Source organism: Aestuariimicrobium sp. p3-SID1156 (assembly GCF_025144225.1).
Classification (GTDB): Bacteria; Actinomycetota; Actinomycetes; order Propionibacteriales; family Propionibacteriaceae; genus Aestuariimicrobium.
Genome location: NZ_JALXXB010000001.1, coordinates 333,227 through 349,433, shown reverse-complemented (window position 1 = coordinate 349,433; position 16,207 = coordinate 333,227). Strand labels below are relative to the sequence as shown.

Annotated in this window: 12 protein-coding genes; 6 read left to right on the top strand and 6 right to left on the bottom strand. The window is 67.1% G+C overall.

Going from position 1 to position 16,207, the window contains the following annotated elements; translation table 11 throughout:
* Nucleotides 1-99: 99 nt before the first annotated feature.
* Nucleotides 100-1,116: a LacI family DNA-binding transcriptional regulator gene (locus tag M3G03_RS01610; protein WP_259807597.1), complete on the bottom strand. Its 1,017-nt coding sequence runs from the start codon at nucleotides 1,114-1,116 to the stop codon at nucleotides 100-102.
* Nucleotides 1,117-1,296: 180 nt separating this feature from the next.
* Here M3G03_RS01610 and M3G03_RS01605 point away from each other — a divergent pair, with 180 nt between their 5' ends.
* From M3G03_RS01605 to M3G03_RS01585, 5 genes are all read left to right on the top strand, one after another.
* Nucleotides 1,297-2,598, top strand: a complete 1,302-nt coding sequence (locus tag M3G03_RS01605; RefSeq protein WP_259807596.1) for a sugar ABC transporter substrate-binding protein — start codon at nucleotides 1,297-1,299, stop codon at nucleotides 2,596-2,598.
* A 52-nt stretch (nucleotides 2,599-2,650) separates the two neighbouring features.
* Nucleotides 2,651-3,568, top strand: a complete 918-nt coding sequence (locus tag M3G03_RS01600) for a carbohydrate ABC transporter permease (protein ID WP_259807595.1) — start codon at nucleotides 2,651-2,653, stop codon at nucleotides 3,566-3,568.
* Nucleotides 3,565-4,458 (top strand): carbohydrate ABC transporter permease, encoded by an 894-nt coding sequence (locus M3G03_RS01595; protein ID WP_259807594.1) that lies wholly within the window; start codon nucleotides 3,565-3,567, stop codon nucleotides 4,456-4,458. The genes M3G03_RS01600 and M3G03_RS01595 overlap by 4 nt, the downstream gene beginning before the upstream one ends.
* 7 nt (nucleotides 4,459-4,465) lie before the next feature.
* Complete coding sequence (locus tag M3G03_RS01590; RefSeq protein ID WP_259807592.1) at nucleotides 4,466-5,428, top strand: family 43 glycosylhydrolase; 963 nt, start codon at nucleotides 4,466-4,468, stop codon at nucleotides 5,426-5,428.
* 214 nt (nucleotides 5,429-5,642) lie between these two features.
* A complete protein-coding gene (locus M3G03_RS01585; RefSeq protein WP_259807591.1) occupies nucleotides 5,643-5,933 on the top strand; it encodes a GNAT family N-acetyltransferase in 291 nt (96 codons plus the stop codon).
* A gap of 87 nt (nucleotides 5,934-6,020) precedes the next feature.
* Here M3G03_RS01585 and ileS read toward each other — a convergent pair whose 3' ends face one another.
* Nucleotides 6,021-9,227 (bottom strand): isoleucine--tRNA ligase, encoded by a 3,207-nt coding sequence (ileS, locus tag M3G03_RS01580; RefSeq protein WP_259807590.1) that lies wholly within the window; start codon nucleotides 9,225-9,227, stop codon nucleotides 6,021-6,023.
* A 254-nt stretch (nucleotides 9,228-9,481) separates the two neighbouring features.
* Entirely contained in the window at nucleotides 9,482-9,922 is a 441-nt protein-coding gene (locus M3G03_RS01575) for a hypothetical protein (RefSeq protein ID WP_259807588.1), read from the bottom strand.
* 218 nt (nucleotides 9,923-10,140) lie between these two features.
* Here M3G03_RS01575 and M3G03_RS01570 point away from each other — a divergent pair, with 218 nt between their 5' ends.
* Entirely contained in the window at nucleotides 10,141-11,736 is a 1,596-nt protein-coding gene (locus M3G03_RS01570) for a threonine/serine exporter ThrE family protein (protein WP_259807587.1), read from the top strand.
* Nucleotides 11,737-11,739: 3 nt separating this feature from the next.
* Here the strand turns inward: M3G03_RS01570 and M3G03_RS01565 are convergent, their stop codons facing one another.
* Genes M3G03_RS01565 through M3G03_RS01555 form a run of 3 tightly spaced genes read right to left on the bottom strand, consistent with a single transcriptional unit; the run spans nucleotide 11,740 to nucleotide 16,207 of the window.
* The gene (locus tag M3G03_RS01565) at nucleotides 11,740-12,660 is read right to left on the bottom strand and encodes a MurR/RpiR family transcriptional regulator (protein WP_259807586.1); all 921 of its coding nucleotides are present in this window, start codon (nucleotides 12,658-12,660) and stop codon (nucleotides 11,740-11,742) included.
* The gene (locus M3G03_RS01560) at nucleotides 12,660-13,883 is read right to left on the bottom strand and encodes a DUF1343 domain-containing protein (protein ID WP_259807585.1); all 1,224 of its coding nucleotides are present in this window, start codon (nucleotides 13,881-13,883) and stop codon (nucleotides 12,660-12,662) included. Before M3G03_RS01560 ends, M3G03_RS01565 begins: the two co-directional genes overlap by 1 nt.
* Complete coding sequence (locus M3G03_RS01555; protein WP_259807584.1) at nucleotides 13,880-16,207, bottom strand: N-acetyl-beta-D glucosaminidase; 2,328 nt, start codon at nucleotides 16,205-16,207, stop codon at nucleotides 13,880-13,882. The genes M3G03_RS01560 and M3G03_RS01555 overlap by 4 nt, the downstream gene beginning before the upstream one ends.

Sequence of the window (16,207 nt, the reverse complement as noted above, 5' to 3'; positions counted from 1 at the left end):
CAACGCTGGTCCGAGTTTGCTTTTACGGTGCGTAGTAGCAAGAAGGGATGCCGAGTGTGGGGGCGCGCGCCGCGCCGGGGGGACGCCCGGAGGTGGGCGTCATCTGAGGTTCGCGACCGAGCCTCGCTCCACGAGGGGCATGTGCACCAGGCGATGCTCCGGGGGTGCCTCGCCCAGCAGCATCCGCATAGCTTCCCGGCCCATCTCCATGTACGGGATCCGGACGGTCGTGAGCCCCGGCCGCAGGTAACTCGCCAGGACATCATCGTCGAAGGAGATGACCGAGATGTCCCGCTCCACGGTGAGCCCTCGTTCCTGCATCGCTTGGTAGGCGCCGAAGGCCAGCCGGTCGTTGAGCGCGATCACAGCGGTGGCATTCTCCCAGCGATCCAGGAGTGCCAACATCCCCACGTAGCCTTCATCGGGTTCCCAGCGCTCGGTGAAGTGTCGATCGACGATCTCGGCACCGGCGCCCGCGATCGTCTCCTCCAGGCCCCGGAGACGATCGCCAATGGACACCGACAGTCGGCGATTCCAGCGCAGTTCGTCCGCGTCGCCGAGCATGGCGATTCTCCGATGCCCCCTGCCCAGCAGGTGCTCAGCCACCTGACAGCCAGCGCGGTACTCGTCACGCAGCACTGAGGGGTGCCCAGAGGCGCTGACCCCGTTCAATACCACCACCGGCACATTGCCCACCCCGGGCGGCACGTCGATCTCCTTCGATCCCATCAGGGCGAGGACCAGCCCATCAGGGCGCTGCCCCATCATGACGTCGACGGCTTCGCGGACACGTCGGGGGTCCGAACCTGCCTCCGTCATCAGGACGGTGTGCTCATGCTGCTCGGCGACGTCCAAGGCCCCTCGGATCATGGCCGAGGCGTAGCGGGTCACGGTGACGTCGTCGGAGATGAAGCCCACGGTCGCTGTCTTCCCCAGCCTGAGGCTTCGCGCAGAAGGGTTGGGACGGTACCCCAGCTCAGCAGCGGCAGAGTGGATCCGGTCGCGCGCTTCCTGGGACAAGCGTGACCCGGGTCGGTCATTCAGCACGAGGCTCACCGAGGTCGGCGACATCCCGCTCAACTCCGCAACATCGGCCAGCGTGACTCGCTTGCTCACACGGTCCTCCCTCTCTCGCGGCGATCCTAGCCCGAGCCGGTGCGAAACCCAACGAACGTCGTTGAAAAAACCTTTTAGCAAAGGGTTGACGACTGGTGTTCCGGCGAGTTACCGTCGTCCTGCTGAAACCATTTAGCACCTCGCACTGAGGCGAGGAGCCAGCGTGACGGAGGACGTCAAATGAACATCATTCGCAAGGTTGCAACATTGGGCGTGGCCGCTGCGCTGCTCGTCGGCGGAACGGCGTGCACGAAGGGCGGCGGGTCAGGGCAGGGCGCCACCAAGGGAGCCGACGGAACGACCGAGATCTCCTTGTGGACCCACAACGCCGGGAACAAGGAAGAACTCGCCGCGATCACCAAGATCGTGACCGACTACAACGCCAGCCAATCCAAGTACAAGGTCAAGGTCCAAGCCTTCCCACAGGACTCCTACAACCAGTCAGTCGTCGCAGCAGCCTCGTCGAAGAAGCTGCCCTGCATCCTCGACACCGACGGCCCGAACGTGCCGAACTGGGCATGGGCCGGCTACCTCGCCCCACTCGAGGGCATGGATGAGACCCTTTCGAAGTTCCTGCCCTCGGTCGTCGGCAAGTACAAGGACAAGGCCTACGCCTACGGGTACTACGACGTGGCACTTGCCATGTTCAGCAGGAAGAGCGTTCTGGAAGCATCAGGCATTCGCGTCCCGACCATGGACAAGCCCTGGACCAAGGACGAGTTCAACCAGGCCATGGCCAAGCTGAAGGCCACCGGCAAGTACGCCTACCCCGCCGACTTCGCTACCGGATCCACCGGTGAATGGTGGCCCTATGCCTACTCCCCCATGCTGCAGAGCGCCGGCGGAGACCTGATCAACCGCAGCGACTTCAAGAGCGCCGAGGGTGCGCTGAATGGACCAGCTGCCGTTGAGTGGGCCACCTGGTTCCGCGGCCTGGTCACCAACAAGTACATCGCCACCAAGTCCGGAGCCGATCCGACCAAGGACTTCATCAACGGCAAGAGCGCGGTGCTGTACAACGGCTCCTGGTCGGCGTCCCAGGCACGCAAGGCCTTCAAGGAAGACCTCGTCGTGATGCCTCCGGTCGACCTCGGCAAGGGCCCCAAGATCGGTGGCGGTTCCTGGCAGTGGGCGGTCTCGGCCACCTGCGGCGCCAAGGAAGGCGCTATGGAGTACATGAAGTTCGCCGCCCAGGACAAGTACGTCGCAGCGGTTGCTGAAGCGACCGCCACCATCCCGGCCACGGACGCGGCAGCTGCCAAGGTGAAGGGCTACGAGGCAGGCGGCGAGTTCGACATCTTCCGCCAGTTCTCCAAGAAGTACGCCGTGGTTCGCCCCGAGACCCCGGGCTACCCCTTCATCGCCACGGAGTTCACCAAGACCGCCCAGGACATCCTCAACGGGGCTGATCCCAAGAAGGCGCTCGACCAGGCCGTGCGCAACATCGACGACAACCAGAAGTCGAACAACTACTTCCAGTGATCCATCAGATGCGGGCCCCGATGAGGGGCCCGCATCCCCCGAGGAGACTCCAATGACCAGCGCCACCACCCCGGCACCTCGCCGGCTGCGGGCAAGTTTCGCCCACCAGCCGGCCAAGGTCGGCTGGGTCATGCTGACACCCGCCCTGATCCTGATGATCGTCTTCTTGATCATCCCAATCCTGCTCACCTTCGGCCTTGCCTTCACGAACGCTCGGCTGATCTCCCCCGAACCGGCAAAGTTCATCGGCTTTGACAACTTCGTCCGGTTGTTCGGCTCGGACACTTTCTGGAAGTCCCTGCGGAACACCGTGATTTTCGCGGCGGTGATTGTGCCGGTGCAGTCGGGCATCGCCCTCGTACTGGCGATGCTCATCAACGCCAAGGTGCGGGGCATCAACTTCTTTCGCACCGTCTACTTCCTGCCTGTGGTCACCTCGATGGTCGTGGTCTCGATGCTGTGGCTGTTCATGTACCAGCCCAATGGCCTGATCAACGTCCTGCTGGCCAAGGTGGGCATCACCGGCCCTGACTGGCTGGGTAACCCCAAGACCGCCCTGTTCGCCATCATCGTGCTGTCGATCTGGCAGGCGGTCGGCATGCACATGGTGATCTGGCTGTCGGGCCTCCAGACGATTCCCGGGGAGCTCTACGAGGCGGCAGCCATTGACGGCGCCAACGCCTGGGAACAGTTCCGCAACGTGACCTGGCCGGGCCTGCGCCAGACGGCGACCTTCATCCTCATCACCATCACGATCGCCGCGTTCAGCCTCTTCACGCAGGTGAACATCATGACCCAGGGTGGTCCGCTGGACTCCACCTCGACTGTGGTCTTCCAGGCCGTGCGCACAGGATTCCAGCAGCAGCAGACCGGCTATGCCTCAGCCATTTCATTGGTCTTCTTCGCCATCGTCCTGACGGTCTCGCTGCTCCAGCGCTACCTGACCCGAAACAAGGAGGCACGACGATGAGCGTTTCAACCGTTGCACCGGTGGGCAAGCGCCCCAAGAAGTGGCTCGGTCCGCTGCTCCTGGTCCTGCGAATCCTGCTGGCCCTGGTCTTCGGCCTGCCGCTGGTTTTCATGATCGTCTCGAGCTTCAAGCCGGACGCCCAGATCTTTGCCGACCTCGACTCCGTCAAGGCCTTCCTGCCAGTGGGGTCGCTGAGTCTGGAGAACTACGTGGGTGTCTTCGAACGAGTACCGTTCGCGCGATTCCTGCTCAACTCGGTGATCGTGTCCGTGGTCACCGTTGTCCTCGGACTGCTGGTCAACTCCATGGCTGCCTTCGGACTGTCACGCGTCCGTTTTCGTGGGCAGGGGATCGTGTTGGGCATCATCATCGCGACGCTGATCGTGCCCTTCGAGACCATGGCGCTGCCCTTGCTGTGGTGGTGCAACCAGCTCCCCTGGCTGGACGCCAATGGCCTGTCGCAGGGCTGGCTCGACACCTACCAGGTTCAGATCGTGCCGTTCATCGCCAACGCGTTCTCGATCTTCCTCTTCTACCAGTACTTTGACTCGATCCCCCGTGAGCTGGACGAGGCCGCGACCGTCGACGGGGCGAACTGGTTCCAGATCTACTGGAAGGTCGTCATGCCGCTGGCCGGTCCGGCCGTCGCCACCGTCGCCATCCTCACCTTCCTGCCGGCCTGGAACTCCTACCTGTGGCCGCTCATGGTCGTCCAGTCCGAGGAACTGCGGCCCGCCATGGTCGGCATCGACTACTTTAAGCAACTCAACGTGTCCTGGGGACAGATCATGGCCTACGCATCCATCATCACCGTGCCAGTTCTGGCGGTCTTCATCTCCTTCCAGCGAGCCTTCATCAGCTCGATCGCCTCGTCCGGCGTGAAGGGGTGAGGTGGGCGTGTTTTCCCTTCCTGAGGCCTACGTCTGGGACTTCTGGACGGCACATGACGACGAGAAGCACCATCTCTTCTTTCTGTACGCATCCAATGCCCTGCACGATCCCCACGCTCGTCACTACAGGGCAGGCGTCGGCCATGCCGTGTCCACCGACCTGCGCAACTGGCAACGCGTTGAGGACGCCCTGGTCCACAGCGACCCGCCGGCCTTCGACGAACAGGCGATCTGGACCGGCTCAGTCGCGCGGTTGGACGGCGGATCCTGGCTCATGGCCTACACCGGCACTCGTCTGATCGAGGGCAAGAATGTCCAGTCGTTGGGCCTGGCCACCAGCCAGGATCTCCTCCACTGGCGGCGTCTTCCCGGACCCATCGCCGAAGCAGACCCCCGCTGGTACGAGAAGCTGGACGATGGAACCTGGCATGACGAAGCCTTCCGCGACCCGTGGCTCCTGCGCCTGGAGGACGGCTGGCACCTCTACGTTACGGCGCGCGCCAACCATGGCGCACCTGACGATCGTGGAGTGATCGGGCATGTCACCTCGCAAGACCTCCAGACCTGGCAGGTGCAGCCTCCGCTGTCGGAGCCTGGCCAGGGCTTCGGCCAGTTGGAGGTCATGCAGGTCCTGGAGCGCGATGGTGAATGGTTCCTGATCTTCGACTGTCTGGCCTCCGATTTGGCGGCTGAGAAGGTGGCGACCGGCACGACCGGCGGGGTCTGGTGTGCGCGAGGAAAGGGCCCACTCGGCCCATGGGACGTCGCGGGTGCCCAGCAACTCACCGACAGCAGCCTTTACGTCGGCAAGGTCGTGGAGGACAGCCTCGGCAACTGGACCTTCATGGCGTTCCGCAATGAGGTGGACGGGAAGTTCGTCGGCGGCATCACCGACCCCATGCCTGTCCACGTGCGCGACGGCCAGCTGGTCATCGACTCCGATGACCCCGGGGTCCTGGCGCGCGCCTGAGACCCACGACACACGCACCCCACACCGCTACTACGCGCCGTAGATTGCAACTCGGACCAGCGACAACGCTGGTCCGAGTTTGCTTTTACGGTGCGTAGTAGCAAGAAGGGGTGCCGAGTGTGGGGGGCGCGCGCCGCGCCTGGGGGGACGCCCGGAGGTGGGCGTTGTGCCGAACTTCACCACGCGGGTGCTGACGGCGTCCTACCGTTGACCCATGGATTCGCACACTGAGACCATCGAGCGCGACGACGCTCGCCACCGCTACATCCTCCGCACTGAGGACGGCACCGAGGCCGGCTACATCGAGTTCCACGAGGACGGGCGCGTCATCGACATGCCCCACACCATCGTCGACCCGAAGTTCGAGGGGCGCGGCTACGGCACCAAGCTGGTCCGCTTCGCCCTCGACGACGCCCGCGGGCGCGGGCTGAAGGTGAAGCCGACCTGCCCCTTCATCGCCCGCTACATCGACAAGCATGAGGAGTACCAGGACCTATTGGCCTGACCTCTCCTCCCCCAGAACACAGCTGAACCTGCTTCGTGGAGCTGAACCTGTTGCAGCAGGTTCAGCGACACGAAGCAGGTTCACCTCTCAGGCCTTCGCGATCCGGATCGCCAGCCCGAGGTCGGGGTCCTCGAACCAGCCCTCGCCGGTCGACTCCAGTCGGAACATCGAGGTGGCCAGCACATCCTCGGTGATGGTCTCCTCGTTCGCCTCGATCGCGTCTGCCAGCTCACCCTCGGCCGCCCACTCCAGGGTGATCCGATCGGAGACCTCAAGCCCGGAGGACTTGCGAGCGTCCTGCACGAAGCGAACCACCTCGCGAGCCAGGCCAGCGGCCACCAGCTCGGGGGTCAGCTCGAGGTCCAGCGCGACGGTCTCGCCCTGCTCGTTGACCACGCTCCAGCCCTCGCGGGGACGTTCGGAGAGGATGACCTCCTCGGCGGTGACTTCGGTGCCGCCGTCGAAGTCGATCGTCGCCCGGCCGTGCTCGGCCAGGGCCGCAGCAAGGGCGGCGGCGCCAGCCTTGGCGATGGCACCGGCCACCAGAGGTGTCTTCTTGCCGAAACGCTTGCCCAGGGCGCGGAAATTGCCCTTGGCGGTGTAGTCGACCAGGTCACCAGCGGAGGCGAAGGACCCGACCTCCATGACATTGAGCTCCTGACGCAGCTCTGCCAGGAGGCTCTCATCCAGGCGGCTGTAGGCCTGGGAGGGCACCAGGATGCGGGCCAGTCGCTGACGGGTCTTCATCCTCGACTCGGCGCGTGCCGAGCGGCCCAGTTCCACCAGTCGACGGGTGACGGCCATCGCCTGGGCGAGGTCGGCGTCGACGAGAGACTCATCGGGCACCGGCCAGCGCGACAGGTGCACCGACTCCGGGGCGTCAGAATCCGTCGCAACAACCAGGTCCTGCCAGACGCGTTCAGTGACGAACGGCGCCATGGGGGCCATCAGCTGGGTGAGTGTGACCAGGGTGGTGTGCAGGGTCGACAACGCCCCGGGGTCCCCCTCCCAGAAGCGGCGCCGGGAGCGGCGCACATACCAGTTGGACAGGTTGTCGATGAACTCCGCGAGCAGCTGGCCGGCGGCCTGGGTGTCGAAGGCCTCCAGGGCCGAGGTGACGTCCAGCACGAGCTGTTGGGTGGTGCTGGTGAGCCAGCGGTCCAGGACGTGGGTCGGGGCCCTCAACTCGGCCGGGGTCCAGGAATTCGCGCGGGCATACAGCGCCTGGAAACTGACCGTGTTCCAGTAGGTCAGCATCACCTTGCGGACGACCTCCTGCAGCGCGGTGTCACCGACGCGACGCGCGCTCCACGGTGATCCGGACGCCGCCATGAACCAGCGCACCGCGTCCGCCCCGTGCTTGTCCATCAGTGGGATCGGCAGCAGGATGTTGCCCAGGTGCTTGGACATCTTGCGGCCGTCCTCGGCCAGGATGTGGCCCAGGCAGAGCACCGTCTTGTACGAGCTCTGGTCGAAGACCAGCGTGCCGATGGCCATCAGCGTGTAGAACCAGCCGCGCGTCTGGTCGATCGCCTCGCAGATGAAGTCGGCCGGGTAGGCGCGCTGGAAGGCCTCCACCGACCCTTCGGCCAGCGGGTAGCCCCACTGCGCAAACGGCATCGACCCCGAGTCGAACCAGGCGTCGATCACCTCCGGCACCCGACGGAAGGTCCCCTCGACACCCTCGCGGGTGAAGGTGATGTCATCGACGAACGGACGATGCGGATCCAGCGCGGACAGGTCGCGTCCGGCCAGCTCGGACAGCTCAGCCAGCGACCCGACACAGACCATCTGCGCGGGGTCGAGGTCGTTGCGCCAGATCGGTAGCGGCGTCCCCCAGTAGCGGTTGCGCGAGAGCGCCCAGTCGATGTTGTTCTCCAGCCAGTCGCCGTAGCGGCCGTGCTTGATGTTCTCGGGGAACCAGGTGGTGTTCTCGTTCTCGCGGAGCAGCGCGTCCTTGATCTGGGTGGTGCGGATGTACCAGGACGGCTGCGCGTAGTAGAGCAGCGCGGTGTGGCAGCGCCAGCAGTGCGGGTAGGAGTGCTCGTAGTCCAGTTTGTGGAACAGGATGCCGCGGGCCTTCAGGTCGGCGACCAGCAGCGGGTCGGCGGACTTGAAGAAGTGCCCTCCCACCAGCGGCACCGACTCCTCGAAGGTGCCATCGGGGCGCACCGGGTTGACCATCGGCAGGCCGTAGCGGCGGCAGACCGCCATGTCGTCGGCGCCGAAGGCCGGGGACTGGTGCACCAGACCGGTGCCGTCCTCGGTGGTGACGTAGTCGGCGAGCACGATGAAGTGAGAGCGGGTGCCGGTCTCCGGACGTGCCGGCTGCGCGTCGGGGAACTCGACGAAGTCGAACGGACGCTGGTAGGTCCAGTTCTCCATCTGGGCGCCGGTGAAGCGCTCGACGACCTGCCACTGGGGGGCGTCCTCGCCCTTCTCCACCTTCGTGGGGGCCAGCGCCTGCTCGACCAGCGGCTCGGCGACCACCAGGGTCTCGGTGCCATTGGTGACCGCGACGTAGGTGACATCGGGGTGCGCGGCGACGGCGGTGTTCGAGACCAGCGTCCAGGGGGTGGTGGTCCACACCAGCAGGGACGCCGTGCCGGCCAACGGCCCGGAGGTCAGCGGCATCCGCACATAGACCGAGGGGTCGACAACGTCCTCATAACCCTGGGCGAGCTCGTGGTCGCTCAGGGTGGTACCGCAGCGCGGGCAGTAGGGCGCGACGCGGTAGTCCTCCACCAGCAGGCCCTTGTCGAAGACCTGCTTCAGCGCCCACCACACCGCCTGGACGTAGTTGGGGTCCATGGTCCAGTAGGCCTGGTCCATGTTCACCCAGTAGCCCATGCGGGTGGTCAGCTCGGCGAAGGCGCCGACGTGGCGGGTCACCGATTCGCGGCAGCGCGCGTTGAAGGCCTCGATGCCGTAGGCCTCGATGTCAGGCTTGCCGTTGAAGCCGAGTTCCTTCTCGACGGCGAGCTCGACCGGCAGTCCGTGGCAGTCCCAGCCGGCCTTGCGATCGACGCGGAAGCCCTGCATCGTCTTGAACCGGGGGAAGACGTCCTTGAACACGCGCGCCTCGACGTGGTGGGTGCCGGGCTGCCCGTTGGCGGTCGGCGGGCCCTCGTAGAAGGTCCAGGGCTCGGCGTCCCTGGTCTGCTCGAGTGAGCGCTCAAAGGTCTTCTGGGACGCCCAGAGCTCGAGCACCTCGTGGTCCACGTCCGGGAGCGAGACCTGCGCGGGGACAGCGCGGTAGCCGGACGGCGCGGAAGCGGGAGGCTGGGTGGTCATCGATGCATCCTTCAACTCGGTCGGTTGAAGGGACGAGGCGAACCCCGCGGTACCACCCTTCGTTGGGCCCTGTCCGCGCTTGTCGGGACGGGAACCCCACTCGTTCTGTCGCCGCGGCCGGGTCTAGTGAGGTTCGCTTGCCTTGGGGGGAAGTGAACCCGTTCTTCCAGCAGCTCCGGGGTGATGGCCCCATCAATGCCGTGCGGACTCGCCCAAGTCTAGTGGCAGCGACTCTCGCGTCCCAAACGAAATTGTCAGGCGCCCGGCTGGAGCGAGATGACGTAGTCGACCACGACATCCATGGACGGCGTGTGGAGCTTGAGTTCCTCGCCGTAGGCGACGGTGAAAAGGGTCTCCCCGTCGAACACGCCCTTGTCGGACAGCTTCTCCGAGGTGGTGAAGGTGACCCTCTGGCCCTCCAGCTTCTCGATGGTGAAGACCATGTCCTTCGAGAGGCCCTGGGTGGTGAGTCTGTTCTTGGGCACGACCGCGACGGACTGGGTCTCGGGGGTCGGGGTGGCGCTCGGGTCCCAGCCGTTGAAGGTGGACGCGATGACCTGGAACATGAAGGCCGGGTGCTCGGTGGCGGAGGGGGTGGTCGACCCCCCGGGCGGGTACTCGAGCTCCTCGTCACAGGCAACAACGGCGGGCGCGAGCAACAGGCTCAGGGCGAGGGTTCGACGGCTGACACGCATGGCTGGCCTCCTGGTCGGGTGTGTGGCTTCACGGTAGGCAGCAACCGGTTCACTATTGCGAACGTCGGCGCGGGTGGGTGTCCCGTAGGTCCAGCGGTAGCGGTAAGGGCGGAGGTCATCAAGGACCCATCCGGATCATGGAGGGCGGTGGTGGCCTCGTGGTCTTGATCAGTCGTTAGGGTGGGGGTTGCAACGCACGTGGCAGTGGAGGTGGTTCGGTGACCGGCGAAGGGCCCTCAAACCCCGACAACCCCAGAACCCCAGAGCCAGGCATCCAGAACCCGCGACCCCAACAGACACCGACCCAGTGGGGTGACATCTTCGCCAGCGAGGCCGAGCAGTCCATGAGGGCCCGTTCCCGGCGACGCACTCGACGCCGTGAGCCCTCCCGCTTCACCCTGCAGGACCTCCGCGAACAGGCCCGCGCCTACTGGGCCGAACCCCGCCGTGACAACACCACCGGCACCTCGATCCTGTCCACCAAGGACATCGACCTGCAGCACGCCCGCGCCGTCGTCGACCTGGCCGGACGCATCGCCGCCGCTGCCCTGGGCGCCGGCGCCACGGCCGCCGACTCGACCGCGATGCTGCTGCGGGTCACCCAGCACTTCAAGGTGTCGGTCCATGCCGACGTGACCATGTCATCGGTGACGATCACCCACTTCCGCAGCCTGGAACGCTCCCCCATCACGATCCTGCGCCGCGTCCGGGAGAAGGTCACCGACTATCGCCGCCTGGAGATGGTGGAGGAGCTGGTCGACGAGATCACTGCCGATCGCGTGGCGCTCGCCGAGGCTCGTCGCCGGATCGGTGACATCGTCCGGATGCCGAAGACCTTCCGGCGCTGGGTCCAGACCGCCTCCAAGGGGGCGCTGGGTTTCTTCGTCGCCATGCTCTTCGGCGGGGACCTGGCCGAGTGCCTGCTCGCCGGCCTCACCACCGCAGGGGTCGACCTGATCCTGCTCGGGGTCTCGCGCATCAAGGCGCCCGACTTCTTCGGCCAGGTCGCCGGCTCGGCGTTCACCGGCGCCATTGCCCTGTTGGTGATGAGTGCCCGCGCGAACACGAGTTGGAATGTCACCATCTCGCCCTCGCTCATCGTGGCCGCCGGCATGGTCTCGATGCTCGCCGGCCTGTCCATGACCACCGCGGCCCGTGACGCGATCGACGGCTACTACGTCACCTCCGCAGCCCGCTTCGTCGAAGTGGGGACGCTCACCGGCGGGATCGTGCTCGGCCTCACTGCGACCCTGTGGGCCGGCATTGGGTTGGGTGTGCCCGCCTACCTGGCCCCCAGCACCGGGGCGAGACCGGTGTGGATCCTGCAGCTCATTGCCGCCGCACTGATCGCGCTGTCCTATGCGGTGAACACCCATGTCACGCCCAGGTCGTGGCTGCTGGCGGCCTTCTTCGGGGTGCTGACCTGGGCGGTGTCCTCGCTCGTCGGGACCAGGGTGGTGCTGCACCCGGGCATGGTCTTCCTGGCCGCCTTTGCCGCCGGACTGATCGGGCAGGCGTTGAACCGGGTGGCGCGGGTCCCGACCACCGCGCTGGTGACCGCCGGTGTGGTCTCGCTGGTTCCGGGCATGGCGCTCTACCGCGGTTTGCTGAGCCTGGTCCAGGTCAACCAGGGCCAGGCCATCACCGAGAGCCCCACCACCACGCTCTTCAATGCCGTCATCACCGCCGTGATGATCGCTGCGGGAGCCTCACTGGGCACCACGGCCGGGCGTCCCCTGAGCATGCCGCAGGACTGGGCAACCCGACTCGCACTCTCCAAGGCGTGGGGTCGCGGCCACACCGCGCGCGACTGAAGGTCAGAGCCCGCCAGACCGAGTTCCCGGAACCCGCTTGGACGCGACCACCCGGCGGGTGTCCTCCAGCGCCTTCATCGAGGGCTCCAGCCTCTGCTGGGCCACCCCCACGAAGAGGCAGTCGACCACGGTCAGTTGCGCCAGGCGGCTGCCGGTGGCCGCCGAACGGAAGGTGGTCTCCATCGCGGCGGTGGTCAGCACGTAGTCGGCCAGGGTGGCCAAGGGTGAGCGCGGGGAGTTGGTGACCGCCACCGTGGTGGCACCGTGTCTCTTCGCTTGCTCCAGCACCTCGATGGTGTCGGTGGTCGCCCCGGAATGGGAGAACGCGATCGCGACGCAGTCCTCGTCCAGCAGTGCTGAGGAGACCAGCGCCTGGTGCGGGTCAGTGAAGGCGAAGCAGACCATGCCGATGCGGTGCAGCTTCTGCTGCAGGTCCTGTACCACCAGACCCGAAGCACCGACCCCGAAGACCTCGATGCGGCGGGCGCCGACGACCTTGTTGACCACGGCCTCCAGGGTCGCCATCGACAGGGCTTTGGCCGAGTCCTCCACCGAGCGGGCGTCAGCGTAGGCGATCTTCTCGACCGCTGACAGCAGGGTGTCGTTCGGGGAGATGTCGGTGGAGCCCTCGAAGCGTCCGTCCTCCTCGCTGCGGCTGCCCAACTCCAGGGCCAGGCCAAGCCTCAGCTGGGAGTAGCCGTCGACTCCGATCTCGCGGCAGAAACGCACCACTGTGGTCTCCGAGACGTCGGTCGCCTCGGCGAGTTTCGAGATCGTCATGCCGGCGGCATCCTTGGGGTGGGAGACGATGAACGTCCCCACCCTGGCCATGGCCGGTTGCAGGCCAGCCAGGGCACCGCGAATCCGGGTGGTCAGTGGGATGCGGGACTCTGCGAAGCCTCCGTTGGTTTCCCAGGTGGTCATCAGTGACCCCTCTCGTACAGAAGGAGCGCCTCGTCGCGCTGCCTCAACTGTGCTGCCTTGGCCAACTCTTCGGCAAGCCCCGATTCGTCATCGTCGTCGATGAGGTGTCGAAGCCGGTCGCTGCCCCAGAGCAGGTCGATGAAATGGGGACGCTGGTGGTCCCCCTCCCAGGCCGGTTCGCGCCAGGCGAACTCACCGCTCTGGTCTCCTCCGGTCTGGTCGCCGGGAACTGGCGCTCGGTGGGCTGCCAGGAGCATTTGGGTGCCGACCCGCAGCGGGTCGAAGGTGTCACGGTTGGTGACGTGCACCTGGACGCCACCGACCGGGGTGCCTGCCCATTTGCTGAACGTGGGCTGGAACCAGGTCGGGCGAAAGTGGACGCCGGGGAGTTCGCGGGAGTTCAGGTCGGCGGCCCAACGCTGGTCGAGCCAGGGCGCGCCGACCAGTTCAAAGGGCCGGGTGGTGCCGCGCCCCTCGGACAGGGTGGTGCCCTCGAACAGGGCGGTGCCGACGAACACCAGGGCGGTCTCGGGGGTGGGCATGTTGGGTGAGGGCAGCACCCACTCCAGGCCGGTGTCGGCCCACAGCATCTCCCGACGCCAGCCAGACATGGTGACCACCTCGGGATCGGGTGCGGCCTCGCCCTCGGCGCGGTCGAGGGCTGCTGCCACGCGCCCCAGTTCGCCGATGGTGAGACCGTGCCGGATCGGGACGTCCAGGCGTCCCACGAAGGAGTCGAAACCGGGCGCAAGACCCGGTCCGGAGACCACGACCCCGCCCAGCGGGTTGGGCCGGTCGAGGATCACCACCCGGATGCCGAGGCGGGCGGCGCTGCGCAGGCAGTCGACCATCGACCAGACGTAGGTGTAGAAGCGGGCGCCGATGTCCTGCAGGTCGACCAGGAGGGTGTCGATGTCGAGCATCCCGATGGCGGCGTCGAGTGCTTCGTCGGAGAGCTGGTAGGTGTCCAGCACGGGCAGCCCGGTGAGCGGGTCGTGGGCCGAGACCTCCGACTCCCCTGCCTGGACGGTGCCGCGCACCCCGTGCTCCGGGGAGAGCAGGGCCACCAGCGGCGCCGTGCTCTCGGCCAGTTTCACCGACGTCAACTCCAGGGTGGAGGTGGTGCCGGTGTAGTTGGTGAGCAGCCCCCAGCGGCGGCCGCCGAGGTCGACTTCGCCGGCCAGCAGGCGGTCGGCGCCGAGCCGGACGCGACGCGCACTCACTGGACCGACCCTTCATCGGTGGGCAGCCACAGCGAATACCCGGTGACCCGACCCTCGGCGTCGGTCTGGTCGCGCAGCGTGCGGAAGCCCAGGCTGCGGTAGAAGGCCACCGCAGTGGTATTGGTTCCGCCGACGCCGAGGGTGACCCCGGTGACACCGCGCTCGCGGAGCAGGGCGGTGAACCGGTCCATCAGCTGGCGGCCCAGGCCCATCCCCTGCACCACTGGGAGCAGGTCGATGTGGAGTTCGGCGGTGTGCTCCTCATGCCAGGGCGCAACCATCGTCTCCGGGGCGAGGGCACGGGCGACCAGCCCGGTTTCGCGCTCGTTCCACTCCGGGGTGGGCGGGAAGCGGGCTTCGAAGCGGGGGTTCCATTCCCGGGCCCACCAGTCGGCGAAGTCGCGCACGTCGGCCACGCCCAGGATGTAGCCGACCACCTGGTCGTCGGCCTCCACCACCAGGCACAGCTCGGGGGCGTACTCGACATAGGGGTAGGCGTAGATCCAGGGGAGCAGCTGGTCGTCGGTGAAGTCGCCGGTGGCGTCCGCGCCGGAGGCCCCGGTGCGAACGCAGATCCTGCCCAGCGCGTCACGGTCAGCGGGCTGGTAGGGGCGAATGCGGACGTGGTCGCCGTCTTCCCGCGTGCCCTCTGCGCCGGTGTCGAGGGCGCAGCGCCACCGGATCACGTCGTGGTCGGCGGGGTCTGGCAGGTCGGTGGGCAGGGTTCCCAGCGCAACGCCGGCGATCAGCGCGTCGGTGACCGCGCCGGCCACCCCGGGGATGTCGCCGAAGGCCAGCAGCACCGGCACCTGCGCCGGCACCCACAGCGAGTCATAGGGAGATCGTGCGCAGAGCACGAGGTCCAGGCGTCCCCGGTCGTGGAGTTGCCGGAGCTGCTGCTGGGTCTGGGCCGAACGCCAGGCATCGCGGGTGACCAGCACGACAGTGCTGTCGTCAGGGGCGCCCGTTCCGGCCGCTTCGGCCAAACTCATCGCGGACGCCTGGAAGGCATGCTCGCGCAAGCTCTCCACCAGGGCGGCAGGGACGTCCTCGAGGCCGCGACCGGCTCCGCCTGCTTCGATGTCGTGGACGACGGTGACGGGGCGGGTCGGGTCGAGGACCAGGGTGGTGGCGCGGTCGCGCCAGGTGAGGGCGCGGCTGGTGGCCACCGCAGCCCGGCGCTGGTGGCGCACCACCGGGAACTCCCGCGGGAGGTCCTCCGGTGCGGGCGCCTCGAGGCGCTCGCGGAGTCGGAGGCGTTCCTTGAGCGCCAGGATCCGGGCCGCGGAGGCGCGGAGCTGGGTTTCGTCGAGTTCACCGGAGGCCACGGCGGCCAACACCGTGTCGATGCAACGGGCCGGGTCGCGGGGCATGAGCAACTGGTCCACCCCGGCCTGCAGGGCCAGGATGCAGGCGCGGCCGGGAGCCCAGTCGTCAGGGTCGGGGGAGTCGAGTTGGGCCCCGGCCATGTCGAGGGCATCGGTGACGATGACGCCCTCGAAGCCGAGCTCCTCGCGCAGCAGCCCGGTGACGATGGGCCGGGAGAAGGTCGCCGGCATTCCGGAGGGGTCGAACAGCGGGGCGCAGAGGTGGCCGATCATGATCGCGTCCACCCCGGCCTCGATGCCCGCGGCGAACGGCAGCCGTTCAGTGTCTCGCCACTGCTCCGGGGTGGTGTCGAGCACCGGCAGGCCGACGTGGGAGTCAACGGTGGTGTTGCCGTGCCCGGGGAAGTGCTTCAGGCAGGAGGCGACCCCCGCCTCGGCGAACCCGCGCACGGAAGCCGCCACGAAGCGGGCGACGGCGTCCGGGTTGGAGCTGGCCGACCGGATGCCGATGACCGGGTTGCGGGGGGCGGTGTTGATGTCGGCGTCGGGCGCGAAGTCGTGGTTGACCCCGACTGCGCGCAGTTCCTCACCTGACATCCGCGCCATGGTCTGGATGGACTCCACGCCGGTCTCGTCCACGCCGAAGGCCGCGACCTGGGCCATCGCCGAGGGCCAGCGCGTGGCGGGTTCGCGCATCCGGGTGACCAGCCCGCCCTCCTGGTCGATGGAGGTCAGCAGCGGCACCTCGGCGCAGGCCTGCAGCTCGTCGAGGTGCTGCCGGATCATCTCGGGGCGGCTGCCCTTCTCGCCGAGCGGGAAGTAGCAGACCCCGCCGAGGTGGCGTTCAGCGACCAGCTCGGCGGTGGCGTCCAGGGTGTCGGAGAAGCCGTAGCCGCCGTCGGTGTGGTGGCCGACCGAGACGCTGAACAGCTGCCCGACCACCTGCTCAATGCTCCAGCCCGCGACGGTGTCGGCGGGGGGTGTCGAATCAGCCAT

What these genes read in the sequence shown, in the direction of transcription:
- M3G03_RS01605 (WP_259807596.1), top strand. Translation starts at nt 1,297, where the DNA reads ATGAACATCATTCGCAAGGTTGCAACATTGGGCGTGGCCGCTGCGCTG.
- M3G03_RS01600 (WP_259807595.1), top strand. Translation starts at nt 2,651, where the DNA reads ATGACCAGCGCCACCACCCCGGCACCTCGCCGGCTGCGGGCAAGTTTC.
- M3G03_RS01595 (WP_259807594.1), top strand. Translation starts at nt 3,565, where the DNA reads ATGAGCGTTTCAACCGTTGCACCGGTGGGCAAGCGCCCCAAGAAGTGG.
- M3G03_RS01585 (WP_259807591.1), top strand. Translation starts at nt 5,643, where the DNA reads ATGGATTCGCACACTGAGACCATCGAGCGCGACGACGCTCGCCACCGC.
- ileS (WP_259807590.1), bottom strand. Translation starts at nt 9,227, where the DNA reads ATGACCACCCAGCCTCCCGCTTCCGCGCCGTCCGGCTACCGCGCTGTC.
- M3G03_RS01575 (WP_259807588.1), bottom strand. Translation starts at nt 9,922, where the DNA reads ATGCGTGTCAGCCGTCGAACCCTCGCCCTGAGCCTGTTGCTCGCGCCC.
- M3G03_RS01565 (WP_259807586.1), bottom strand. Translation starts at nt 12,660, where the DNA reads ATGACCACCTGGGAAACCAACGGAGGCTTCGCAGAGTCCCGCATCCCA.
- M3G03_RS01555 (WP_259807584.1), bottom strand. Translation starts at nt 16,207, where the DNA reads ATGGCTGATTCGACACCCCCCGCCGACACCGTCGCGGGCTGGAGCATT.